The sequence below is a fragment of the Flavobacterium sp. genome, from assembly GCF_041392005.1.
GTDB lineage: Bacteria > Bacteroidota > Bacteroidia > Flavobacteriales > Flavobacteriaceae > Flavobacterium.
This window is the reverse complement of record NZ_JAWKMX010000002.1, coordinates 52,417-77,832: the sequence shown is the minus strand read 5'-3', so window position 1 is coordinate 77,832 and position 25,416 is coordinate 52,417. Positions and strand designations below refer to the sequence as shown.

Genomic DNA, 25,416 nt, shown 5'->3' with positions numbered 1-25,416 from the left:
TACTTTTGTAAAACGATTTACACATTATGCAAAAAGTTTTAAGTTATTTTTTATCGGTTATTTTTGGAATCGTTTTTATTGGTATTTTACTTGTTTTTCATCCTATACAATGGGTATGTTTAAAAATAGGTTATAATGCGCATAAAAAAAGTGTTGCTGTTTTAAATTGGTTTTTAATACGCAGTACTCATATTTTAGGCACAACTTACCACTTTAAAGGCGTTGAAAATGTTCCTAAAAATGTTCCGCTTATTATAGTTTCAAACCATCAAAGTTTATACGACATTCCACCGTATATTTGGTTTATGCGTGCTTGGCATCCTAAATTTATTAGTAAAAAAGAATTAGGCAAAGGCATTCCGAGTGTTTCGTTTAATTTACGCTACGGCGGTTCTGCATTAATCGATAGAAAAGACCCAAAGCAAGCCTTGCCTGAAATAAAGCGTGTTGCCGAATTTATTAATGCAAATAATTATTCAGTAGTTATTTTTCCAGAAGGAACACGTAGTAAAACTGGAAAACCAAAAACTTTTTCTATAAACGGACTAAAGATGCTGTATAAATTTGCGCCCGATGCTTATTTTGTGCCTGTTACTATTAATAACTCTTGGAAAATGACGAAATTTGGTGCATTTCCGTTAGGTTTAGGAAATAGAATTACGCACACTGTTCATCAGCCGTTAAAAATTTCGGATTATACTTTTGAAGAAATTTTCGAAAAAACGCAAAGCAACATTATTCAGTCTGTAATAAATTAACGTTTTATGCTACATCTATTTTAAAAAACAAAAAAGGAGTCTTTGTAAAGACTCCTTTTTTTATAGTATAGTAATTATTTCCGTCAGTTTGAGTGATTTTTGATAGAAAATCGTACCGAAAAAACTAGGAAAAATTACTTTCAAATCGATTCTCGATATAAAATTCTTTTAGAATTTTACTCGAATTGACGATTTGGAGTAATTGCACCCAACGGGTTAATTATTTTTAATTTTATACAACTCCTTGTGCTAGCATAGCATCGGCAACTTTAACAAACCCTGCAATATTAGCACCTTTAACATAATCTACAAAACCATCGGCTTGTTTTCCGTATTTTACACAAGCTTCGTGAATGTTTTTCATAATCCCTTTCAGTTTTTCATCAACTTCTTCACTAGACCAACTTAAACGTAATGAGTTTTGCGACATTTCTAGTCCAGAAGTAGCAACACCTCCTGCATTTGATGCTTTCCCTGGAGCATACAAAATTTTAGCGGCATGAAAAACTTCAACCGCTTCTGGAGTAGAAGGCATATTTGCACCTTCTGAAACTACTTTACAACCGTTTGCAATAAGCATTTTAGCTTCTTCCCCATTTAATTCATTTTGTGTTGCACATGGCAAAGCAATATCACATTTTACCTCCCAAGGGCGTTTACCTTCAACAAATTTAGCATTTGGATACTTTTGCGTATATTCATTAATTCTTCCATAACGAACATTTTTAATGTCCATTATGTAGGCTAATTTTTCGGCATCAATACCATCAGCGTCGTAAATGTAACCCGAAGAATCTGAAGCAGTAACTACCTTACCTCCTAGCTCAGTTGCTTTTTGAATAGCATATTGAGCCACATTACCAGAACCTGATACTACAACTGTTTTTCCGTTAAAGCTATCGCCTTTAGTGGCTAACATATTTTGAGCAAAATATACATTTCCGTATCCTGTTGCTTCTGGTCGGATTAATGAACCTCCAAATGAAATTCCTTTTCCTGTTAAAACTCCAGTAAACTCATTACGTATTTTTTTATATTGACCAAACATATAACCTACTTCTCTACCGCCTACACCAATATCTCCAGCTGGTACGTCGGTATCGGCACCAATATGGCGTTGTAACTCGGTCATAAACGCTTGGCAAAAACGCATAATTTCAACGTCTGACTTTCCTTTTGGATCAAAATCTGAACCGCCTTTACCACCACCCATAGGCAATGTAGTTAACGAATTTTTAAAAACTTGTTCAAATGCCAAAAATTTTAAAATACTTAGGTTTACCGAAGGATGAAAACGAATCCCTCCTTTGTATGGACCAATAGCCGAATTCATTTGTATTCTATAACCTCTATTAACTTGTGTTTTGCCAGCGTCATCTACCCAAGCTATTCGAAACATAATTACGCGTTCTGGTTCTACCATTCTTTCGAGTAACATTTTACCTTGATATTTTGGATTTTCCTCAATAAACGGAATAACAGTTTCAGCAACTTCTTGTACTGCCTGCATAAATTCTGGCTCGTTTCCGTTGCGTACTGCAACAGAATCAATAAAAGCTTTTACACTTTCTTTCATATTACATTTATTTAGTAATTAATTTGTTGCACAAATATACATATAAAGATAAAGGCAATGTTATTTTTGTGTTTTTTTTATAATTAAATGTGTTTTTTGTTTTAAGTTTCTATTGTTTTTATATATTTGTCTATAATAAATCATTTTTTTAGCAATGTACAAACGATTCAAGCATTCAATATTTGTATTGATATTATTGCCTTTTTCTACAATGGCTCAGTTCGGATTATCTCATGAAGTTGGAGCATTCGTTGGAGGTGTAGCCTTTCAATCGGATTTTGGAATTCGTGGTGATTTTGAAACTAATGCAGGGAATACGGGTTTTGGCGTAGGATTAGTTCATTATTTAAACTTTGCTTACAGCGCAGAATGTAATTGTTATCGTCCTGATACCTACTTTAACGACCACTTTAAACTTCGTTCAGAATTATCATACAACAGCACAAAACTACAACACTACGGCAAGTGGGCTGAAAAAAATTCTATTTGGGGAAGACAGCTAAAAGCTATGAAAGGCGAAGCAAAAGTAACCGATATTGGTATGCAATTAGAATATTTCCCTTGGAGCATACGCGAATTTACTGCTAAAGTGGGTTCTCTTGGGCCGTTTGTTGCTTTAGGTGTTCATTATTCTTTTTACGACAATAACACTTATTCTGAATTACCAGGAGGATTAGACAATACTGCTAACGTATATCCTCGATATTTACCTCATAGTTGGTCAACAGAAGGTGGTAGCACTTGGTCTGTAGTTTCTTCTATAGGAACACGATATAAACTTACAGAAATGTCGGATTTATTTTTAGAATTACGCTGGCAATACTATTTTGACGATTGGGTAGATGGTTTAAAGAAAAATCCTGATTTATGGGAAGAAAACAAAGCCAACGATTGGAACTTATGGCTGAGTGTTGGATATATTTATTACTTAGATTAATATTTTACGATATAAAAGAAAAGACTCGAAATTCTAATTTCGAGTCTTTTCTTTTATAAAAAACCTTTTATGACAAGGCTTGTTCTAAATCAGTTACTAAATCATCAATATCTTCTACACCAACACTTAATCTTACTAAATCGTCGGTAATTCCAATTTCGGCACGCTTTTCTGCAGGAACCGAAGCGTGTGTCATTGATGTTGGGTGATTTGCTAATGATTCTACACCACCTAATGATTCTGCAAGGGTAAATACTTTCAGTTTTTCTAAAAATCGAACTGCATCTGCTAATTTACCTGATTTAAAAGTAAAGGTTACCATTCCGCCAAATCCGCCAATCATTTGTTTTTTAGCAATTTCATAATTTGGGTGCGATGCAAGTCCAGGATAATATACTTTTTCAATTGCTGGATGAGACGCTAAATATTCTGCTACTTTTTGCCCATTTTCGCTATGGCGTTGCATACGTAAATGCAAGGTTTTAATACCTCGTAACACTAAATAACTATCCATAGGCCCTAAAGTGCCACCAGTTGCAAATTGTGCAAAATGCAGTTTTTCGCCTAATGCTGGGTCTTTTACAATTAATGCTCCCGCAATAACATCAGAATGACCACCTAAATATTTAGTAGCTGAGTGCATAACAATATCTGCTCCTAAATCGAGTGGTTTTTGTAAATAAGGTGTTGCAAATGTATTATCAACAGCAAATAGCAACTTGTGTTTTTTAGAAATTTTAGCAACTGCTTCAATATCTGTCAATTTCATTAATGGGTTGGTTGGCGTTTCCACCCAAATTAATTTTGTATTTTGATTAATCAACGATTCTAGTTTTGCCAAATCCGTCATATCAACAAAATGGAATTTTAATCCAAAATCTTGATAAATTCGAGCAAACATTCTGTACGTTCCGCCATATAAATCATCAGTAGCAATTACCTCATCTCCTGGTTTCAGCAATTTCATAACCGAATCTGTAGCTGCTAAACCCGATGCAAATGCTAAACCTCGTGTTCCGTTTTCTATACTTGCTAAAGCGTCTTCTAATGCGGTTCGGGTAGGGTTTGCCGCACGACTGTATTCATATTCTCCCACTGGTTTTCCAGGCGATACTTGTGCAAATGTTGACGTTTGAAAAACAGGCGGCATTACAGCGCCTGTAACTTTTTCGTGGTGTTGACCACCGTGTATGGTTTTGGTATTAAATTTCATTTCTTTTATTTTTTGCAAAGGTAACAAATTAGATAAATTTTCTCAACTGCATAATAATTCCTATATGAACACCTTCGTGAAAATTATTGAATTCAATAGCTGTTTTTGCCGAATCAACCGTAAAACCAGACATGGTTGTAAAGGGTGTATAATCTACAAAAACATTATTTTGATAGTCAATTTTTGTTGTTTCAATGGTAGAAAAAAGTAATGCTTTTATTTCGGCAACGTCTTCCTCGGTTATATTTTGTGGTAACGTTCCTTTTTTAAATTTTTCAATTATTTCTATTGAAATTTTTGGTGGCAAACCCGATAAATGATACACCAACAATTGCTGAACCACTACGATGTGTCCAATATTCCAAATAATGTTGTTTTTAAAACCAGAAGGAATAGTCGTAAGTTGGTTAAAATTTAATTCATTCATAAAGCCTAACAAAATATTTCTGTTAGCATTTGCTATATTAAAACTTGTTTCCATTATACATTTTATAAATTTGCATTCTATACGAAGGTAACCAAATCTTATTGACCATGCGAAAAATTTATTATTTAAAAACGTGCGATACATGTAAACGTATTTTAAAATCGCTTCCAAACTTAGAAACTTTTGAACTTCAAGATATTAAAGAACGACCGATTACCGTAAAACAATTGGAAGAAATGTATGCACTTACAGGAAGTTATGAAATATTGTTTAGCAAGCGAGCCAAGTTGTACAAAGAAATGGGCTTAAAAGATGAAAAATTAGAAGAAGCTGATTTTAAACGCTATATATTAGACCATTATACTTTTTTAAATCGTCCCGTTATCATTATTGATCAATCTATTTTTGTGGGTAATAGTGTAAAAGTGGTTGATGCCGCCATTTCAAAACTTAGCAATGACTAGTCGAAGTTGGGCATTATTGGGCGCCACATTTGTTGCGTTAATTTATGGCGCAACTTTTACTGTAGCAAAAGATGTAATGCCTACGTATGTGCAACCTTTTGGGTTAATATTAATTAGAGTTTTAGGTGCATGTTTATTGTTTTGGTTGGTTTCCCTTTTTCTAGCTAAGGAAAAAATTGACAAAAAAGATTTTCCTCGAATTATGGCGGCTGCATTTTTTGGTGTGGCATTTAACCAACTTACTTTTTTTAAAGGTTTAAGTTATACATCGCCAATAAGTGCCGCAGTTATTATGGTAACTGCACCAATTTTAGTCCTTGTGCTTTCTTCTATATTACTAAAAGAACGATTAGAAATTAAAAAGATAATAGGAATATTAATTGGACTAACTGGCGCTTCTGTTTTAATACTTTACGGAAAATCTATTGAAAACGCATCAAATGCTAATTGGGGAAATTTTTTAGTTTTTGTAAATGCTTCATCTTATGCTGTATATTTAATTTTAGTAAAACCAATTGCAGCAAAATACAGTCCACTTACTTTTATTAAATGGATTTATACATTTGGATTACTGTATGTGTTGCCATTTGGACTCAGTGAGTTTTCAGAAATTAATTGGGTAAAAACTCCGACTACTATCTGTTTAGAAATCGGCTATTTAGTAGTATTTACAACGTTTTTAGCGTATTTAATTAACCTTTCGGCAATTCGTATATTAAAACCCACTACGCTTTCCGTGTTTATTTATTTACAGCCACTATTTGCTAGCATTATTGCCGTTGGTTTAGGAAAAGATAGTTTAAATAATGTAAAAATAATTTCGGCTTTATTCATTTTTGTTGGGGTGTATTTGGTAACTAAAAAGAAAATGAGTGCTTCATAATTTTTTTAAAACATCTTTTTTCTTAACTTATAACTCATAACTCATAACTCACAACTTTTAATTATCTTTGAAACTTTTATAAAATATACCGTATGATTGTATCAATGACTGGTTTTGGCAAAGCTTTTGTGCAGTTACCAACAAAAAAAATTACCGTAGAAATAAAATCTTTAAACAGCAAAGGACTCGATTTAAATGTACGTATGCCCGCCGCATTTAGAGATATAGAATTAAGCTTACGCAATACCATTTCACAACAATTAGAACGCGGAAAAATTGATTTTTCTTTATTTGTAGAAATTACTGGCGAAGATACTACAGCTAAAGTTAATGGGCCCATTGTAAAAGGCTACATTGCACAAATGAAAGCTATTTTACCCAATGCTGATGAAACAGAATTAATGAAAATGGCTGTTCGTATGCCCGATGCTTTAAAAACAGATCGCGAAGAAATTGATGACAATGAACATGCGCAAATTCTAAAACTAGTTGATGAAGCACTTGTTAATATTAAAAACTTTAGAGAAGACGAAGGCTTATCTTTAGAAAAAGAATTCAGAAATCGTATCGAAAATATTCGTCGATTTATGAATGAAACGGTTGCCCTTGCTCCTGAAAGAATTATTTTAATAAAAGAACGATTACAAAACGCTATAGACGAGCTAAAAGTTACGGTTGATGAAAATCGTTTTGAACAAGAGTTAATTTATTATCTTGAAAAATTAGACATAACCGAAGAAAAAGTACGCCTAAGCAACCATTTGGATTACTTTCTACAAACTATGGATAGAAATGAAGCTAATGGCAGAAAATTAGGTTTCATTACCCAAGAAATTGGTCGCGAAATTAATACTATGGGTTCCAAATCAAACCATGCCGAAATGCAAAAATTGGTGGTAATGATGAAAGACGAACTCGAAAAAATAAAAGAACAGGTTTTAAATGTTCTGTAAAAATTCTGCAAAGTTTTAAAAACCTTGTAGATATAAATAAATCAAACCTGCAAGGTTCAATAAACCTTGCAGGTTAAAAAACAACACTATGACTAAAGGAAAACTAATCGTATTCTCAGCACCTTCGGGTTCAGGAAAAACAACTATAGTAAGACATTTATTGGATAAAGAAGATTTAAACTTAGAATTTTCTATTTCATGTACTACTCGTAAACCAAGAGGAGAAGAACAAGATGGTAAAGATTATTACTTTATTTCGTGGGATAACTTTAAAAAACACATTAAAGCCGAAGATTTTGTAGAATGGGAAGAAGTTTATACCGATAATTTCTACGGAACGTTAAAAGCCGAAGTAGAACGCATTTGGGCAAAAGGAAAACACGTTATTTTCGATATTGACGTAGCCGGAGGTTTGCGTATTAAAAAGAAATTTCCCCAAGAAACATTAGCCGTATTTGTAAAACCACCAAGTGTTGACGAATTAAAACGTCGATTAAAACAACGTTCTACCGAAAGCGATGACAAAATTAATATGCGCATTGCCAAAGCACACGTAGAATTAGCAACTGCGCCTCAGTTTGACACCATCATAAAAAATTATGATTTAGATATTGCAAAGGAAGAAGCTTATCAATTAGTGAAGAAGTTCATATCTGAAAAGTAATTAGTAACTAGTGATTAGTAATTAGCTAAAATGAATGAAATAAAATCATATAAAGACTTATTAATTTGGCAGAAAGGAATTTCAATTGTTAAAATAGTTTATCAAATTGTAAAAACTTTTCCTCAAGACGAAATATATGCTCTTTCAAATCAATTAAAAAGGGCATCCGTTTCAGTTCCTTCTAATATTGCGGAAGGTTATGGGAGAAATACTGATAAATCATTTGGTCACTTTTTAGATATTTCTCGAGGTTCATTATTTGAGCTCGAAACCCAATTAATTATTGCTAAAGAATTAGGTTTTATTACAGATTATATTATCAAGACAATACAAGTTATACTGGAAATTTTGGAGGAAGTGGAATGGGTGGATTTAACAGTAAATCAACTTATTACGTGAAAAAACAAACAGAAGATGTTGCGGAAAAATGTGCCGCATTTGGTTATATTGGCAATAGTTTTAAAAAGTTTATAAATAATTATTTTAAGGATTGTCAAAAATTAATCTCTAAAGTTGAAAACAAAGAATTTAAAAAGAAAAATTTAGAAGAAATTGTAGAATTTTACAATTCAAATTGTCATTAAACATGAAAATCGGACTCTACTTCGGAACCTTTAACCCTATTCACATTGGTCATTTAATTATTGCCAATCATATGGCAGAGCATTCTGATTTAGACCAAATTTGGATGGTAGTTACACCGCACAATCCGCATAAAAAGAAAAGTACATTACTTGATGATTACCATCGTTTACACATGGTACATTTGGCAACGGAAGATTATCCTAAAATTCAACCTTCTGATATTGAATTTAAGTTACCGCAACCTAATTATACGGTAAATACATTAGCGCATTTACAAGAAAAATTTCCAACTCATACTTTCTCATTAATCATGGGTGAAGACAATCTCAATTCGCTTCACAAATGGAAAAACTACGAAGTCATTCTACAAAATCATGAGGTTTATGTGTATCCAAGATTAAATTCGGGAGAAATAGACGAACAGTTTGTCAATCATCCTAAAATTCATCGTGTTGGTGCGCCAGTTGTGGAATTATCATCGACATTTATTCGCAACAGCATTAAAGAAGGAAAAAATATCACACCTATGTTACCTTCAAAAGTTTGGGAATATGTAGAACATAATTTATTTTATAAGAAATGATTTCAAAACTACATTGGACAAAAAAAGCAACTTTATTTATTATTATAATATTTGTTGCTTCAATTATTTTAGGCAATGTAAGTGATTACTTTAGAGGAACTTATATTTATAAATATTTAAGTTTAACAATTTTTATTTGCTCATTTGGAAGCTTTATTTGGTCATTTGTTAATAGTATTTTGATGTATAAAGAAATTAATATTAAGTCAAAACCTGATATTTTCTGGTTAATTTTTTCAGCAATTCCATTTCTATATTTTTTTGTTAGTATAATTATAGTCTTTCTGTTTAAATAGAACCTTAACATTCCTTTACAATCTGTTCCCAATAGCTTTTTGTAACTTTGAGTCAAAATAATAGCTATGAACAATTTTGAATTATACAATCCTGTAAACTATATCTTTGGGAAAGGACAAATCGCAAAACTTTCTGATTTAGTAACTTCTAAAAAAATACTTTTAACTTATGGTGGTGGAAGTATTTTTAAAAATGGTGTTTACGACCAAGTTAAAGCTGCACTTTCTGGAGTTGAAGTAATAGAGTTCGGCGGAATTGAACCCAATCCTCGTTTTGAAACTTTGATGAAAGCGATTCAAATCATTCGCAAAGAAAAGATTGATTTTATTTTAGCTGTTGGCGGCGGAAGTGTGATTGATGGCACAAAATTTATTTCGGCAGCGGTTCATTTTGAAGGCAACGAAGCCGATATTTTACACAAACGCATCTTATTTAAAGATTCTTCAAAAATAGTTCCTTTTGGAACGGTTTTAACGTTGCCTGCAACGGGATCTGAAATGAATTCAGGTGCTGTAATTACTATTGAAGCTACGCAAGAAAAATTAACATTAGGCGGAAGTGCTTTATTTCCAGTTTTTTCTATTGTGGATCCAACAGTTATTGAATCGTTACCGAAAAGACAATTGCAAAATGGAGTGGTAGATGCTTTTACGCACGTAATGGAACAATATTTAACCTATAATCATGATGCTTTACTTCAAGATAGAATTGCCGAAGGCATTTTACAAACATTGGTAGAAATTGGTCCGAAGGTAATTGAAAACCCAACCGATTATAAATTGGCTTCCAACTTTGTTTGGTGTGCAACAATGGCGCTAAATGGATTGTTGAACAAAGGTGTTCCTACCGATTGGGCGACGCACATGATTGGTCACGAATTAACCGCTTTATACGAAATTGACCATGCGAGAACCTTGGCAATTATTGCTCCGAATTTATACAAAGTAATGTTTGATTCTAAAAAGGAAAAATTAGTACAATACGGAAAACGCGTTTGGAATTTAACCGGAACAGAAGAAGAAATTGCCTATAAAGCGATTGAAAAAACAACTAAATTTTTCCAAAGTGTGGGTATGAAAACAAAACTATCTGAAAACACGGATAATTATAAAGAAACTGCCTCGTTTATCGTCAATCGATTTGAAGAAAGAGGTTGGAAAGGTTTAGGCGAAAAGCAGTTGGTAACTTTAGATAAAGTAAAAGAGATTGTAGAAATGAGCTATTAAGCTCATTTCTGTTTTTTAATCAGTTTTAACGTTTCTGTTTTAGAATCAAAATTTAGTTTTACAAAGTAAATTCCACTATTGTGATTTTTAAAATCAATTTTAGTAGATAAACTTGTTGGAACTACTTTTAATATTTTTTGACCTAAAGTGTTATAAAAAACAACTTCCTTTGGAATTTCATTCTCAAAATCTAAAAAAACATCATTTTCAAACGGATTGGGATAGATTTTAAAGGTTTTATTTTGAAATGAACTTGTAGATAAGGTTGCAACTTCAATACTCACAATTGTTGAAGCTGTTCCAAATTCATTAGTTGCCGTAACAGTATAATCAGTCATTGAACTTAATTGTGTTGGTGTTCCCGAAATTTCGCCTGTTACTTCATTAAACAACAATCCTTCTGGTAAATTGGGCGAAATGGTATATAAGTATTGTTGTATTTTTCTAATGCTATGATTACCATAATCGGCAATAAAAAGTTCATTCTTATTTTTTACCACAATACCTGTTGCGCTATTGAATAATGCTGCAGAAGCAGTTCCATTTAAAAAGCCACCAGTTCCTGTTCCTGCTAGTGTTGATGTAGTTCCATAACTATTAATTTTTCTAATTTTATGATTACCTTCATCTGTAACATAAAAATTAGCATTGCCGTCAAAAGCTATAACTGCAGGGTGATTAAACGTAGTAACTGAAGATATTCCATCGGTATTTCCGATTGTTCCTGTTCCGCAAAAAGTAGTAATATTAACACCTGCATCAATTTTTCTAATTTTATGATTACCATAATCGGCTACATATAAATTGTCATCATTGTCGAAACATAAACCCGTAGGACCATTAAATTTTGCCATCAAAATATTGCCATCTATACTTCCTGAACTACCGCCAATTCCTGCATAAGTAGAAACAACACCTAATGGTGTAATTTTCCGAATACAATGATTGCCCCAATCGGCAATAAATAAATTATCGTTATTATCTATTGCCATAGCCGCAGGGTAATAAAACTTTGCTTCTACGCCTATTCCATCTAAATATCCTGCTGTTCCCCCAGCAAAGGTTGTTACGTTGCCTAAAACGTCTATTTTTCTAATTCTATGGTTACTTTGGTCGGTTATAAAGATATTTCCATACGAATCAACAATAGCGCCGTCTGGATATTTAAATGTAGCCGACAAAGCTGTTCCGTCTGCAGAACCAATAGTTCCAGTTCCTGCAATTGTAGTTACATTTCCTAAAGAATCTATTTTTCTAATTTTATGATTGCTTCTATCTACAACTATTATAGCATTTGTATTGTCTAATACAACTACTGTTGGGTAATAAAATTGACTTGAAGTTCCGTTTGCATCTGTTGAACCTATTGTTCCTGTGCCTGCAAATGTTGAAACCGTGGCTTCTGTAGGAATATTTCCACCTGTGTTAATAGAAAATAAAGCCGTTATTGGTTGGTTAATTACAAAACTATTAGGTGTATTATAGCTAATATTAGGAGTTTGAGCCAATAAAGCACTAGTAATAAGTAAACCGTACAATTTTGCAATTACTTTCATCTTTTTATATAAAACAAATTTAAAATAAAAAGCCAAACAAAAGTTTGGCTTTTTACTATTATTTTATCCGTTTAACGCTTCGCTTTTGTGGATTTGAAAACTTCGTTTCCCAATTATCCGTTTAACGCTTCGCTTTTATGAATTTGAAAACTTCGTTTCCCAATTATCCGTTTAACGCTTCGCTTTTGTGGATTTGAAAACTTCGTTTCCCAATTATCCGTTTAACGCTTCGCTTTTGTGGATTTGAAAACTTCGTTTCCCAATTATCCGTTTAACGCTTCCGCTCCTCCTACAATTTCTAAAATTTCGCCTGTAATTGAAGCTTGGCGTGCTTTGTTGTAGGTTAACTTTAATTGGTTTCTTAATTCCGTTGCATTATCGGTTGCTTTGTGCATCGCTGTCATACGTGCTCCATGTTCTGATGCAAATGAATCGCGAATAGCTTTATATAATTGTGTTTTTAAAGATTTTGGAATTAACGTTAACACAATTTCTTCTTTCGAAGGTTCGAAAATATAATCGGACGGAATTGCCTCTCCACCAGTAATAGGTTCTAATGGTAAAAACTGCTCGGTTTTAACTACTTGTGTTGCTGCATTTTTAAAATGATTGTAAATAATTTCTATTTTATCGTAATCGCCAGCAGCAAATTTATTCATTAGGTTTTGCGCAATTTCTGCTACATTATCGAAGGTTAAATCATCAAAAACTGAACTTTTATTTTCGATAACTGTATAGTTTTTCGATAAAATATCGTTTCCTTTTTTACCAATAGCTAGTACATCTACTGTTTTTCCTTGATAAAATTGTGCTCTATTGTTTGTTGTTTTAATAACATTAGTATTAAATGCACCACACAAACCTCTGTTTGATGTTATAGCAACTAAAAGCACTTTTTTTACTTCTCTTTGTTCTGCAAAAGCTCCGCCGTTGTCGCCTTCTAAAGTAGCACTTAAATTTTGTAATAATTCTGTTAGTTTTTCAGCATACGGACGCATAGCTGTAATAGCATCTTGTGCTTTTTTTAGCTTTGCCGCCGAAACCATTTTCATCGCCGATGTAATCTGCATCGTTGACTGAACAGAACTAATTCTATTTCTAATTTCTTTTAAGTTTGCCATCTTTTAAAGTAATTAGTAATTAATGAAAGTAATTAGCTTTTCACTAATCACTATTCACTAATCACTTAAATTAATATTTTGCCGAAATTTCTTTTGCTACTTTTGCTAATACATCCGTAATTTCATCGGTAAATTTACCTGCTTTTAAAGCGTCTAATGTATCTCTATGTTTCGCGTTTAAATATTCTAAAAAGTCTGCTTCAAACTCTTTTACTTTTTCTACAGGAACGTTACGTAACAAGTTTTTAGAACCCGCATAAATAATTGCTACTTGATCTTCTACTGTGTAAGGGTCGTTTACGGCTTGTTTTAAAATTTCTACGTTACGTTTCCCTTTTTCAATTACATTCATTGTAGCCGCATCTAAATCTGAACCAAATTTAGCGAAAGCTTCAAGCTCGCGATATTGTGCTTGGTCTAATTTTAATGTACCTGCTACCTTTTTCATCGATTTAATTTGCGCCGAACCACCTACACGCGATACCGAAATACCTACGTTAATTGCTGGACGAACACCTGAGTTAAATAAATCTGATTCTAAGAAAATTTGTCCGTCTGTAATTGAAATTACGTTTGTTGGAATATAAGCCGATACGTCACCTGCTTGCGTTTCAATAATTGGTAAAGCCGTTAACGAACCACCACCTTTTACGATTGGACGTAAAGATTCTGGTAAATCGTTCATATTTTTAGCAATATCATCATCTGCAATAACTTTAGCCGCACGTTCTAATAAACGAGAGTGAAGATAGAAAACGTCTCCAGGATAAGCCTCGCGTCCTGGCGGTCTTCTTAATAATAATGATACTTCACGATAAGCTACCGCTTGTTTCGATAAATCATCGTAAACAATTAATGCAGGACGGCCTGTATCGCGGAAATACTCACCAATTGCAGCACCCGCAAACGGTGCGTAAACTTGCATAGGAGCAGGATCAGAAGCATTTGCAGCAACAATAACCGTATAAGCCATTGCGCCTTTATCTTCTAATGTTTTAGCAATAGCAGCAACTGTAGATGCTTTTTGACCTACGGCTACATATATACAAAATACTGGTTTACCAGCATCGTAAAATTCTTTTTGGTTTAGGATCGTATCGATACAAACGGTTGTTTTACCTGTTTGACGGTCGCCAATTACCAACTCACGTTGCCCACGACCTACAGGAATCATGGCGTCGATTGCTTTAATACCTGTTTGTAATGGTTCGTTTACCGGTTGACGGAAAATTACTCCTGGTGCTTTACGTTCTAGCGGCATTTCGTATAAATCGCCACCTATAGGACCTTTACCATCAATAGGATTTCCTAGCGTATCTACAACACGGCCCACCATTTGCTCGCCTACTTTTAATGAAGCGATACGTTGTGTTCTTTTAACTGTTGAACCTTCTTTAATTCCTGTTGAAGGACCTAACAATACTACACCTACATTATCTTCCTCTAAGTTAAGTACCATTGCTTCTAATCCGTTTTCGAACTGAACTAACTCGCCATATTGAGCATTAGACAATCCGTAAACACGAGCAATACCATCACCCACTTGTAACACTGTTCCAACTTCTTCTAAAGTAGCACCCGATTGAAAATCGGATAATTGTTTTTTTAATATTGCTGATATTTCAGCAGGTTTAATTTCAGCCATCTTGTTATATTATTTTAACACTAAAGTGCGCTTATATTAATTGTTACTAAATTCTCTTTTTAATTGTTGCAATCTGTTTGCAACAGACGCATTATATTGTTTATCGCCTATTCTTAAAACAAATCCACCTATAATTTCAGGGTCAATTACATTGGTTAGCGTAACTTTCTTATTTGAAAACTCTTTTACTTTTGCTAAAACTTTTGTTTCTAAATCTGATGTTAATGGAATAGCCGTAGTTACTACAGCATCTTCAATTCCATTTTTATCGTTATATAAGTTTTGAAACTGATTGGCAATTTCGGGTAAAATTTCAAATCGTTTATTTGTTAACAGCAATTGAAACAGACCTTTAGTTTCTGATTGAACTGATGCGAAAACTTCAGCTAAAGCATTAAATTTTAATTGACCGCTAATAACTGGATTTGCTAAAAAAGTTTGCAACTCTTTAGAATCGTTTACCGCTTTAGTAATTGAATTCATATCCGACAATACTGCATCTGCTGAATTATTTGCAGTCGCAATATCGAGTATAGCTTTTGCGTATCGAATAGCTGCTCTACTGTTTGCCATAATTAGTTTAATTTAGCGTCGGCTAACATTTTCTCAACTAATTTAGTTTGATTTTCTTTGTTAGCTAATTCTTGTTTCAATAATTTTTCAGCAATTTCTACTGATAATGTAGAAACTTGTGCTTTAAGCTCTGCCATAGCGGCATTTTTTTCGCTTTCGATTGATGCTTTTGCTTGTGCAATCATTTTATTGCCTTGTTCTTGCGCTTCGTTTTTAGCATCGGCAATCATTTTTTCTTTAATTTCACGAGCTTCTTTTAACATTGTATCGCGCTCTGCTCTAGCTTCAGCCAATAATTTTTCATTATCTGCCTGTAAATTAGCTAAATCTTTTTTGGCGTTTTCTGCTGCTAATAAAGCATTTTTTATACCCTCTTCTCTAGAGTTAACTGCCTCTAAAATAGGTTTCCAAGCAAACTTTTTAAGCAACAAAACTAATCCTACAAAAAGGATAAACTGCCAAAAAAATAAACCTATTGAAAATTGTTCTATTAATTTTTCCATATTATATATGAATTCTTTTTTACTACTTTTTTTAAAAATAACAGTTACAACCAACCGTTGTAACTGTTATTACTTTTTGATTTACGATGCGAATAATGCAGCGAAACCGATACCTTCGATAAGTGCAGCAGCAATTAACATAGCTGTTTGAATTTTACCCGATGCTTCTGGCTGACGAGCAATAGCATCCATAGCAGAACCACCAATTTTACCGATACCTAAACCAGCACCAATAACGATTAAACCTGCACCTACAATGTTTGGAATAGTCATAATGTATATATATTTATTAAATTTAACATTCTATTTATTAATGAGCCTCATCGTGATGATGCTCTTCGCTAGCTGCCCCAAAATATAAAGCCGATAACATTGTAAAAATATACGCTTGTAAAGCAGCAACCAATATTTCTAACAAGGAAAGTGCAAATGCCAAAACAAATGACAAACTACTTCCCAACCAATTTTTAAAGATAAACATTAACCCTATAATACTCATCAACACCACGTGTCCTGCTACTATATTTGCATACAAACGAATCATTAAAGAGAAAGGTTTAATAATTGTTCCTAGTAATTCTATAGGGGCTAAAATAATTTTCATAGGAACAGGAACTCCTGGCATCCAGAAAATATGTTTCAATAATCTTTTTAGCCGTAAACGTTGTAATTAAATAGGTTAAAATAGCTAATGCTGCTGTTACTGCAATATTTCCTGTAACATTAACCCTAGTGGTGTTAATCCAAATAAATTTAAAAACCAAATAAAGAAAAATATCGTTAACAAATAACTCATATATTTTTTTTAATCTTTACCAATATTTGGAATTGCTATATCGTCTCTAATATAAAGAATAATTGGTTCGAAAAAACGACCAATACCTGTTGCTATACCTCCGTTTTTAGCATATGATTTTGCAAGACCTCTAAATAATAAAAACATTAAGATTGCAACAACAATCATCATTACCACATTTTTTGTAATAGAGAAGTCTATTGGTTTTATATTTTCGGCGTGCCCATGCTCATCTATTTTTATTTCATCTGCTACAGATGACACTTTATATATTTTACCGTGGTGTTGCTTATAAAAGTTGCCGTTAACCTCCGCTACGCTTTCGCCATGATGAAATTTTGATGAAGAAAAAACTTGCAAACCATTGTCCCATAAAATTACTGGTAATGAAACCCCTATATGATGTTCAGCACCATTGTCATCTACATAAGATGTAAGGTGAAAATCGTGAGAGTCTAAAAGGTGATGACCAATAAATTCTTTTATTTCTGTTTTTAAATCACTTTCTCCTTCAACGTGCTTTGGTTTTTCTGCATGTATTACTTCTGCACTTTCAACAATTGTATCATTTACCGTATCGGCATTAGAAAATAGAGGGATAAATGCAATTAAAATTGCTACTACAAACTGAAGTGGTTTTTTTAAAATTACCATATTTATAAAATGTAATTTTTACAGTTGTTAAAATTTTTTGCAAAGGTACAACTTTAATTAATATTCCAAACTGGTTTTTTGTTTTTTTTATTTTTAAAAAAAGGGGTTATTCTTTTTTATTCAATAATAAAGATGCCATTATTACATCTGTTGTTAAAAATATATAAAAGTAAATTAGTGCTGCTATTTTATTTGCATCATTTTGTATTTTAGAAATATAAAAATATGATATTGTTAATTTTATGGTTAATGTAATTAAAAAGGCGTAACCCAATTGATCTTTATTTTTTTGATAGATAATTACATGAAGTATTAGCATTACTAACGAACTTAACGCAAAAAAAGGAAAGGTTGAATTAATTGAAACAAAATAATCATTTTTATTAAAGTTAAAAACGGTATTAAAAAAAATGCTTACACCATAAATTACAAGTGAAACAACTAAATACAAAAGAAAAACGTTGTTTTTTTTAATTCTCATTGTTTTTATTGATGCGTTCTATTTGTCTAATTACATAGTATAGCGACAAAAAAACTCCTAGTATTACAAATATATTATTATAATATGCTGTATTATTCTTTGTGTCTAAATATTCTCCAATATAATGAAATATAAAAATAACAAATCCCATTTGAAACGGAATTGTAATAAGTTGCAACCATTTATTAGGTTGTTTGGGCTGGCTCATTATTCTTGGTGTTGGAAGTGTTTTTCATTGCGCAAGTTGCTTCGAATAGTGCCCCTGGTTCTACCGATAATTTTGCAATGCTTACTTCGCCAACAATTTGAGCTGTTGTTTTTACAAAAAGCATTTCTTTAACCTCCATTTTTCCTTTAAACTTTCCTTCTACATCTATGTTTTGGCAGTTAATATCGCCTATTATTTCGCCTTGTGGTCCTATTATAATTTTTCCTCCACAAGAAATATTTCCTTTAAGTTTTCCATCGATACGAATATCGGCCGTGCTTTCAATATTTCCTGTAAAAATGGTGTCTTCTACTATTCTACTTGTTTTTCCTAATACGTTTTGTTTTGTTTTGTCGAACATTTGCTTGCTTTTTTATTAATTGTTTTGCAACTTCAACCATTCATCAAATTGCTTATTTATTTGAACAACTTTATAGTTTTCTGAAGAAATAACATATGCCACATCTTTAATTTTATACGCTTTATATTCTTGTAAATAGCTCAGTATTCCTTTTGCCTTTTCTTTTGATGTAAAGCCGTGAAGCACCACAAAGTCGTTTGTTAACGTATATACATCTACAGATGTACTTAAATTAGTGGTATTACTATCTTTTATATATTGTTCTAATGGTTTTAACAGGTTTTCGTAATTTGAACCTTCTGTGTAGGTTTTAGGGAAAATAATTTTCCAGCTTGCTAAATCTTCATCAGTAAATGACAGTTTTTCTAGTTTGGGTATATCTTGTTGAAGTCTTTGCTGTGCTTCTTTACCTTCGCTAGTGTTTGGATATGTTAGCGCTATATAATTTAGCGCTTCTTTATACGCGTTTAAACCATTTGTTCGGGCTAAAATAGCAGCGTTTAACATTTCGAATTTTGGTAAAATTTCTTCTCCAAAATAATCGTTTATTTTTTGTTTTACTAAAGGTTGAACCTTTCTAATTTCATTGTTTTCGTAAGCTTTATACAATTTTGTAAAAACATTTTCTGGGTTACTTTCGTCTTCTGCGCTTGCTTTCGGATTTTTTAAAATTTCGGCATAACGACTAGAAGGATAGTTTGTAATAATGTCATTTTTATAAGCAATTGCTTTATCTGGATTGAGTATTTCGTAAATTTTTACGAGATTATATTTTGTTGGAAGTATTAACCTTTCTTCTGGATTAAGTGTTAATAATTTTTCTAACCGATTTGCGGCTAATTTGTATTCTTTAAATTTTTCTTTATAAATTAATCCTAATTGATAATACGCATTGTTTCTGTCTTTTGCTATAGAGTCTAAAACTTTTTGTTCTGTAGGAATTTGTTCGGTATAAAAAGTAACTGTATAGGCTGGGTTTACAATTTCTTCTTCTTCATTATTTTGTTTTTCTTCTTCATTTTCTTCGGTAGTGGTATTTATTTTGTTACTAATTATAGCTGCTTGTCGCCAATTTTCGACATGTGCTCGTTTTCCCCATTTTTTAAGGAATTCCGCTTTACCCATAGCTACCATTGCTTGATTATAAAAATAGAACGAGCTTTCGTTGCTTCCTGGTGGCATCATAGACGATACTCTTTGATTTGAAATTGGCGTTGTTCCGTTTTTAATAGTAATAGCGTTAGAATTTGTAGTAGCATTAGCTGCTTTATTTGCTTCTTTTTCTGCTAACTCTGCTGCTAGTTTTGCTTTTGCTTCGTCTTGTTTTTTTAGTTTTTCAATGTACTTTTCGTAATATTTTATTTGTGCTTCACTGGTTAAAGAAGCGATATGTAAAATGCTATCGTTTTGTTGAGCAATTTCTTCATACTTAATAACATCGTCTAAATTTTCTCGTTTTTTCTTAACTTGTCTAAACTCTCGCGTATTTGGCTCTAAACGAAGCAATGTACTGTCGTAATACTTACCTGCTGTTTTGTAATTTGCTTCTTCAAAATAAATACTTGCTATATTGGTATAATCTTTAGCTTGTAAATACCTGTCGGGCAAATTGGTTCGAAGCGATTTGTTGTAGTAAACTTTTGCTAAAGAATCTTTTTTAAGATTATCGTAAAAATAACCTAATTGATAATTTAACACATCTAAATACGGACGATTTTCTCTATCTTTTAAAAGCTTATTAAACTTTTCTACAAAAGCTAACGTGTCGCCTTTTTCATAATCGAACATATTGGCTTGTTGTGCATGAGCTTGTATTACATACCGGCGTGGTGCTTTTCGGTTTAAATCTATTACTTCTTGAAAAGCTGTATAAGCGCTATCTGGATAGTTTAACTGGTTGTACAATTGTCCTAATATAAAACCGTAGCGCGCTTTTTGTTCGTTAATTTTAGTATTTTCTTTTGCTATTTTTATAGCCGAAACTGCTGTGTCGTATATTTTTATATTCGCATAAGCTTGCGCTAACATTGCATTAGCATCCGCTAAATCTTGGTCTTCTAGTTTGTTATGTTTAAGCAATAATTTTAAGTTGTTAATGGCTAATTCGTTATTGTCTAGTCTAATATTAACTTTTTCGCGCCAAACTTTAGCCTGATAAATTTTATCGCTTTCTGGATATTTGTACAATATATAATTTAATGCTTCTAACGACGGAACAAACCTGTTGCTGTAGTAACGTGCTTTTCCTAAAAGAAGATACGCTTCGTCCATTTGTGGGTTGCGTTCTTTTCCACCTATATTCATAGCGTGTTTTTGAATGGCTTTTACTGCTTTTTCTTCGGCTCTCTCAAAATTAGGGTCTTTTTTTTCGCCTGGTAGAAAATTTTCTTGCTTTTCTGGCATACGTTCTACTGGAAGTAGTTCCCAGAAATTATCGCGATAGGTTAATTCTAATTCTTCTAAACCGCTTGTTAAAGCAAGGTTTCCATTGTATAAAACATTGTCTTGGGTTGTAAGCGCATGATAATTTCGATTAATAAATTTATCTTTTTTAACCGAGCATGCTATTACAAATAGCCCTAGAAGGAATAATATAATTTTTTTACGAGTATTCAATTCAATTTCTTTTTTTATAAAACTTTAAAATTAAAGTTTTAGTATTTATTGACTGGTAAAAATACGTTTCTTTTTTTAGCTTTTAAAAAAAAGCTGCTTTTTTGTGTTAATCTTCTTTATTTTTCAACTCTTTTATCACTCTAAAAGCCGTATCTATTTGGTCATCGTGTACTATTATGGTAAATTCGTTTGTTGTTGAAATTACTTCTTGAATAATAACACCTTCCCATGCTAATTGCTGAAAAATGTAGTAAAAAACGCCAGGTGTGGTTACATTAGCTTTTGGAAGTTTAACAGTAATAGACGATAAATTACCCACTTTATGCGTACGCTTTTCATTTTTAAATATTTCATCTACTAAGTCTGAAACGGAAGAGCTAATAATTATATTTAATTCGTTAACGCCTCTTGCCGAAGTATAAAATAAATCTTGATTTTTATTTATTTCGTCTATAAGTTTTACTTGTGTTTCTAAAATAGAATCAGACACTAAATAGGCATAGTCTATTAAAGAAGAACGGACTGTAATTTCGCCTACTTCTTTAATAACTTTATTCAGTTTTAAGTTGATTTTAAAATCTAATTCTTCCGAAAGACGTTTTAGCGACATTACTACTGCGCCTTGTTTTACTTCTTTGTTTTACTCCTTTTCAATTTCGGGCATCATTATTCTGGCTAACGATGTAAGATTAATTATGCCTTGCGAAATGGAACTCAACAAAAAAGGTTTCGATTTTATATAGCGTTCTACTACTGATGAAATAGTTTTCATATACTGCAAATTTTTAGCGTAAAGTTAAAAAAATATTGCTTTTGTTACAAAAATATTTAAAAGTAAAAAAAAGCATCTAAAATGTGATTGATTTTAAATACTTCTTTTTCTTTATAAACCGCTATAATATCAAATCGAACTTCAACATCTAAATCGTGTAGCTCGATATAGTGATTAATTGCTTTAACTAAAAGTTTAATTTTTTTTGGATTTACAAAATCTTGCGGCAGTCCGAATTCTAAACTCGAACGGGTTTTAACTTCAACAACTGTTAAAATTGCTTCTTTTTGAGCAATAATATCGATTTCGGCTTTATCGAAATACCAATTGGTTTCGAGAACTTTATAACCGTTTTCTTCTAAAAAAGCTACAGCTTGTTTTTCTCCTTCTTTGCCTAAATCGTTGTGTTGCGCCATAGTTTAATGTGAAAATTTGATGATGTAAAAATTTGAAAATGGTTATTTTAGAAATTTTAGAGAAACTTCGTTATCATTTGCTTCAAAATTTACTTGACTTCCCAAAATTAAGGTACGATTATCGGGTTGATGACCAGCTGGAAAATCAAAAACTATAGGAATAGTATACTCTTTTGTAATTGATGAAATTATTTGAACCGCATTTTGACCAAACGGAATTTCATTATCGTGCATATCGGTCATGCCACCAACAAGTAAAGCTTTTATAGAATCGAAATATCCATTTCTTTTAATATTGTATAACATTCTATCTAAATGGTATAAATATTCATCTAAATCTTCAATAAATAAAATTTTATTTTTAGTTTCAATTGAAGATTTTGACCCTAACAAACTGTATAAAATAGATAAATTGCCGCCAACCAATTCGCCTTTCGCATTTCCTAATCGATTGTTAACATTAGGTGTTATTTGATATTGAATTGATTCTCCAAATAATGCTTTATGTAATGTTTCTTTAACTTCATTAGATGCTTTTGGAACTGAAAAAGGCATTATTGCGTGCATTGTTGCAACGTTTAACGTATTTATATGACTATGTAAAACGGTAACATCAGAAAAACCAATAACCCATTTTGGATTTTTTTTAAAATTAGAAAAATCTATTTTGTCAATTATCCTTACTGTTCCATAACCGCCTCGGGCACACCAAATGGCTTTTACATTAGAATTATCGAGTTGTTGCTGAAAATCAGCTGCGCGTTCATCGTCAGTGCCACCTAATTGACAATTATCTAAACCAATGGTATTGCCTAAAACTACTTGCAAACCCCACGATTGTAGTAATTCAATAGCGGGTTGCGCATCTTCTGGAAAAAACTTACGAGCCGTACAAACAATAGCAACCGTATCGCCTTTTTGTAAATAAGGAGGAATAATCATTATTAAATTTAAATTTTATCAAAATTACACAATTAGCTATAAAAATTCGTTAATTCATTAGTAATAAATTATTTTTGCACTAAATTTTTATAAAATGACACAAAATCCAAAACGATATACTATAACGGCTGCTTTGCCTTATACCAACGGACCCATTCATATTGGTCATTTAGCGGGTGTTTATGTGCCTTCTGATATTTATGCACGTTTCTTACGTTTACAAGGAAATGATGTAGCTTTTATTTGCGGAAGCGATGAACACGGTGTTGCCATTTCAATGAAAGCCAAAAAAGAAGGCATTACACCTCAAGAAGTAATTGATAAATATGACGGTATTATTCGTCAGTCATTTGCCGATTTTGGTATTTCATTTGATAATTATTCGCGTACTTCAAGAAAAATACATCACGATACCGCTTCTGATTTTTTTAAAAAAATGTATGAAGACGGCAAATTTATAGAAGAAACCACCGAACAATTATTTGACGAAGAAGCACAACAGTTTTTAGCCGATCGTTTTGTAACAGGAACATGCCCTAAATGTGGCAATGAAGAAGCTTATGGCGACCAATGCGAAAAATGTGGTTCTACTTTAAATGCTACGGATTTAATCCATCCAAAATCAACAATAACAGGATCAAAACCAGTATTAAAAGCGACAAAACATTGGTTTTTACCTCTGAATGAATACGATGCGTTTTTAAAAGAATGGATTTTAGAAGGTCATAAAAACGATTGGAAACCTAATGTTTACGGCCAAGTTAAATCGTGGGTTGATGCTGGTTTAGAACCTCGTGCTGTAACACGCGATTTGGATTGGGGAATCGATGTGCCCGTTGCAGGTGCCGAAGGAAAAAAATTATATGTGTGGTTTGATGCGCCAATTGGCTATATTTCTTCAACAAAAGAATGGGCAGAACAACAAGGCAAAGATTGGGAACCGTATTGGAAAGACGAGAACACCAAATTGGTTCATTTTATTGGAAAAGATAATATTGTGTTTCACTGTATTATTTTCCCTGCGATGTTAAAAGCACACGGCGGTTATATATTACCTGATAATGTTCCAGCCAATGAATTTTTAAATTTAGAAGGCAACAAATTATCGACTTCTAAAAACTGGGCAGTGTGGTTGCATGAATATTTGCAAGATTTTCCTGGAAAAGAAGATGCTTTACGCTATGCTTTAACAGCTAATGCGCCCGAAACCAAAGACAATGACTTTACTTGGAAAGATTTTCAAGCGAGAAATAATAATGAATTGGCAGCAATATTTGGTAATTTCATCAATCGTGTGGTGGTTTTAACGCATAAATATTATAACGGAATTGTTCCGTCACCAAACGAATTCACGGAAGTTGACATTCAAACATTAAACGAATTAAAAGCCTATCCGGCCGTAATTGCTTCGTCAATTGAACGATACCGTTTTAGAGAAGCATTAGGCGAAATGATGAATGTTGCTCGTTTAGGAAATAAATATTTGGCCGATGAAGAACCATGGAAAATGGTAAAAGAAAATCCAGAACGTGTAAAAACACAAATGTTTGTAGCTTTGCAAATTGCTACAGCTTTGGCAGTGTTATCGGAGCCATTTTTGCCGTTTACTTCAGATAAATTAAAACGAATATTAAATTGTTCGAAAAATGATTTACAATGGAATTCAATTTCTGAAACTAGCAATTTATTACCATCAGGACATCAAATCGGACAAGCCGAAATATTATTTGCTCAAATAGAAGATGCCGATATTCAAAAACAATTAGATAAACTTGAAGCGACAAAAAAAGCCAACAAAATGGAAAACACAAAAGCAGAACCACAAAAAGAAATAGCCACATTTGATGATTTTGTAAAAATGGATTTACGTGTGGGAACTATTTTAGAAGCCGAAAAAATGCCTAAAGCCAACAAATTATTAGTTTTAAAAGTTGATACTGGCATTGATGTTCGCACGATTGTATCGGGTATTGCCGAACATTTTTCTCCAGAAGAAGTAATCGGAAAACGCGTTACCGTTTTGGTAAATTTAGCACCAAGAGCATTACGTGGTGTTGAAAGCGCGGGTATGATTTTGATGACTAACAATGCCGAAGGTAAACTGGTTTTTGTAAATCCAGATGCTGAAGGTGTACAAAATGGTGCTTTAATTAGTTAATTTTAAAATTCATTAGATTTCGTTACCTTTGAATTCCTAAAAATTAAA

Annotated in this window: 28 protein-coding genes and 1 pseudogene; 11 read left to right on the top strand and 18 right to left on the bottom strand. The window is 32.6% G+C overall.

The annotated features are described in order from the left end of the window. Positions 1-26 precede the first annotated feature (26 nt). Positions 27-758, top strand: a complete 732-nt coding sequence (locus R2808_RS01915; RefSeq protein ID WP_371269248.1) for a lysophospholipid acyltransferase family protein — start codon at positions 27-29, stop codon at positions 756-758. A gap of 232 nt (positions 759-990) precedes the next feature. Here the strand turns inward: R2808_RS01915 and gdhA are convergent, their stop codons facing one another. Then, positions 991-2,334, bottom strand: coding sequence for an NADP-specific glutamate dehydrogenase (gene gdhA, locus R2808_RS01910; protein WP_371269246.1), 1,344 nt, complete (start codon positions 2,332-2,334; stop codon positions 991-993). 211 nt (positions 2,335-2,545) lie between these two features. Between gdhA and R2808_RS01905 the strand changes: the two genes are divergently transcribed. Beyond that, positions 2,546-3,271: a glutamate dehydrogenase gene (locus R2808_RS01905; RefSeq protein WP_371269244.1), complete on the top strand. Its 726-nt coding sequence runs from the start codon at positions 2,546-2,548 to the stop codon at positions 3,269-3,271. A 67-nt stretch (positions 3,272-3,338) separates the two neighbouring features. On the opposite strand, the gene R2808_RS01900 is transcribed toward R2808_RS01905, so the two are convergent. After that, a complete protein-coding gene (locus R2808_RS01900) occupies positions 3,339-4,484 on the bottom strand; it encodes a cystathionine gamma-synthase (protein ID WP_371269242.1) in 1,146 nt (381 codons plus the stop codon). Between the two features lie 28 nt (positions 4,485-4,512). Beyond that, on the bottom strand, positions 4,513-4,965 hold the full coding sequence (locus R2808_RS01895; RefSeq protein WP_371269241.1) for a DinB family protein: 453 nt from the start codon (positions 4,963-4,965) through the stop codon (positions 4,513-4,515). Positions 4,966-5,018: 53 nt separating this feature from the next. On the opposite strand from R2808_RS01895, the gene R2808_RS01890 reads away from it, so the two are divergent. From R2808_RS01890 to R2808_RS01855, 8 genes are all read left to right on the top strand, one after another. Next, positions 5,019-5,375 (top strand): arsenate reductase family protein, encoded by a 357-nt coding sequence (locus R2808_RS01890; RefSeq protein WP_371269240.1) that lies wholly within the window; start codon positions 5,019-5,021, stop codon positions 5,373-5,375. Then, positions 5,368-6,258, top strand: coding sequence for a DMT family transporter (locus tag R2808_RS01885; protein ID WP_371269238.1), 891 nt, complete (start codon positions 5,368-5,370; stop codon positions 6,256-6,258). Before R2808_RS01890 ends, R2808_RS01885 begins: the two co-directional genes overlap by 8 nt. A gap of 92 nt (positions 6,259-6,350) precedes the next feature. Then, the gene (locus R2808_RS01880; RefSeq protein ID WP_371269237.1) at positions 6,351-7,211 is read left to right on the top strand and encodes a YicC/YloC family endoribonuclease; all 861 of its coding nucleotides are present in this window, start codon (positions 6,351-6,353) and stop codon (positions 7,209-7,211) included. Positions 7,212-7,299: 88 nt separating this feature from the next. Further along, positions 7,300-7,875 (top strand): guanylate kinase, encoded by a 576-nt coding sequence (gene gmk, locus R2808_RS01875; protein ID WP_371269236.1) that lies wholly within the window; start codon positions 7,300-7,302, stop codon positions 7,873-7,875. A 30-nt stretch (positions 7,876-7,905) separates the two neighbouring features. Continuing rightward, entirely contained in the window at positions 7,906-8,274 is a 369-nt protein-coding gene (locus R2808_RS01870) for a four helix bundle protein (RefSeq protein WP_371269235.1), read from the top strand. Next, positions 8,271-8,459, top strand: a complete 189-nt coding sequence (locus R2808_RS01865) for a hypothetical protein (protein WP_371269234.1) — start codon at positions 8,271-8,273, stop codon at positions 8,457-8,459. The genes R2808_RS01870 and R2808_RS01865 overlap by 4 nt, the downstream gene beginning before the upstream one ends. A gap of 2 nt (positions 8,460-8,461) precedes the next feature. After that, complete coding sequence (gene nadD, locus R2808_RS01860; protein WP_371269233.1) at positions 8,462-9,043, top strand: nicotinate (nicotinamide) nucleotide adenylyltransferase; 582 nt, start codon at positions 8,462-8,464, stop codon at positions 9,041-9,043. Between the two features lie 362 nt (positions 9,044-9,405). Continuing rightward, a complete protein-coding gene (locus tag R2808_RS01855) occupies positions 9,406-10,566 on the top strand; it encodes an iron-containing alcohol dehydrogenase (RefSeq protein WP_371269231.1) in 1,161 nt (386 codons plus the stop codon). 2 nt (positions 10,567-10,568) lie between these two features. Here R2808_RS01855 and R2808_RS01850 read toward each other — a convergent pair whose 3' ends face one another. The 15 genes and pseudogenes from R2808_RS01850 to R2808_RS01780 all read right to left on the bottom strand — a co-directional run bounded on the left by R2808_RS01850 (position 10,569) and on the right by R2808_RS01780 (position 23,210). After that, positions 10,569-12,122, bottom strand: a complete 1,554-nt coding sequence (locus R2808_RS01850) for a T9SS type A sorting domain-containing protein (protein WP_371269230.1) — start codon at positions 12,120-12,122, stop codon at positions 10,569-10,571. 263 nt (positions 12,123-12,385) lie between these two features. Continuing rightward, positions 12,386-13,243: an ATP synthase F1 subunit gamma gene (gene atpG, locus R2808_RS01845; RefSeq protein ID WP_371269229.1), complete on the bottom strand. Its 858-nt coding sequence runs from the start codon at positions 13,241-13,243 to the stop codon at positions 12,386-12,388. 70 nt (positions 13,244-13,313) lie between these two features. Next, complete coding sequence (gene atpA / locus R2808_RS01840) at positions 13,314-14,888, bottom strand: F0F1 ATP synthase subunit alpha (RefSeq protein ID WP_371269228.1); 1,575 nt, start codon at positions 14,886-14,888, stop codon at positions 13,314-13,316. 36 nt (positions 14,889-14,924) lie between these two features. Then, on the bottom strand, positions 14,925-15,461 hold the full coding sequence (atpH, locus tag R2808_RS01835; protein WP_371269227.1) for an ATP synthase F1 subunit delta: 537 nt from the start codon (positions 15,459-15,461) through the stop codon (positions 14,925-14,927). Between the two features lie 2 nt (positions 15,462-15,463). Then, positions 15,464-15,964 carry a F0F1 ATP synthase subunit B gene (locus tag R2808_RS01830; protein WP_371269226.1) on the bottom strand — a complete coding sequence of 167 codons (501 nt, stop codon included), beginning with the start codon at positions 15,962-15,964 and terminating at the stop codon, positions 15,464-15,466. A gap of 81 nt (positions 15,965-16,045) precedes the next feature. Continuing rightward, positions 16,046-16,237 (bottom strand): ATP synthase F0 subunit C, encoded by a 192-nt coding sequence (gene atpE, locus R2808_RS01825; protein WP_071671018.1) that lies wholly within the window; start codon positions 16,235-16,237, stop codon positions 16,046-16,048. A gap of 37 nt (positions 16,238-16,274) precedes the next feature. Continuing rightward, positions 16,275-17,414 (bottom strand): annotated as a pseudogene (gene atpB, locus R2808_RS01820) (F0F1 ATP synthase subunit A). 106 nt (positions 17,415-17,520) lie between these two features. Beyond that, the gene (locus tag R2808_RS01815) at positions 17,521-17,895 is read right to left on the bottom strand and encodes a hypothetical protein (protein WP_371269225.1); all 375 of its coding nucleotides are present in this window, start codon (positions 17,893-17,895) and stop codon (positions 17,521-17,523) included. Continuing rightward, entirely contained in the window at positions 17,885-18,103 is a 219-nt protein-coding gene (locus R2808_RS01810) for an AtpZ/AtpI family protein (RefSeq protein ID WP_371269224.1), read from the bottom strand. The genes R2808_RS01815 and R2808_RS01810 overlap by 11 nt, the downstream gene beginning before the upstream one ends. Further along, positions 18,081-18,464, bottom strand: coding sequence for a polymer-forming cytoskeletal protein (locus tag R2808_RS01805; RefSeq protein WP_371269223.1), 384 nt, complete (start codon positions 18,462-18,464; stop codon positions 18,081-18,083). The genes R2808_RS01810 and R2808_RS01805 overlap by 23 nt, the downstream gene beginning before the upstream one ends. A gap of 15 nt (positions 18,465-18,479) precedes the next feature. Continuing rightward, positions 18,480-21,080 carry a gliding motility protein gene (locus tag R2808_RS01800; protein ID WP_371269222.1) on the bottom strand — a complete coding sequence of 867 codons (2,601 nt, stop codon included), beginning with the start codon at positions 21,078-21,080 and terminating at the stop codon, positions 18,480-18,482. 106 nt (positions 21,081-21,186) lie between these two features. Beyond that, positions 21,187-21,690, bottom strand: a complete 504-nt coding sequence (locus R2808_RS01795; RefSeq protein ID WP_371269221.1) for an aspartate kinase — start codon at positions 21,688-21,690, stop codon at positions 21,187-21,189. A 30-nt stretch (positions 21,691-21,720) separates the two neighbouring features. Beyond that, positions 21,721-21,852 (bottom strand): hypothetical protein, encoded by a 132-nt coding sequence (locus tag R2808_RS01790; RefSeq protein ID WP_371269220.1) that lies wholly within the window; start codon positions 21,850-21,852, stop codon positions 21,721-21,723. A gap of 56 nt (positions 21,853-21,908) precedes the next feature. Next, on the bottom strand, positions 21,909-22,268 hold the full coding sequence (locus tag R2808_RS01785) for a YraN family protein (RefSeq protein WP_371269218.1): 360 nt from the start codon (positions 22,266-22,268) through the stop codon (positions 21,909-21,911). 42 nt (positions 22,269-22,310) lie between these two features. Then, positions 22,311-23,210, bottom strand: coding sequence for an LD-carboxypeptidase (locus tag R2808_RS01780; protein ID WP_371269217.1), 900 nt, complete (start codon positions 23,208-23,210; stop codon positions 22,311-22,313). A gap of 94 nt (positions 23,211-23,304) precedes the next feature. On the opposite strand from R2808_RS01780, the gene metG reads away from it, so the two are divergent. Continuing rightward, positions 23,305-25,368, top strand: a complete 2,064-nt coding sequence (metG, locus tag R2808_RS01775) for a methionine--tRNA ligase (RefSeq protein WP_371269216.1) — start codon at positions 23,305-23,307, stop codon at positions 25,366-25,368. The last annotated feature ends 48 nt before the right edge of the window (positions 25,369-25,416 follow it).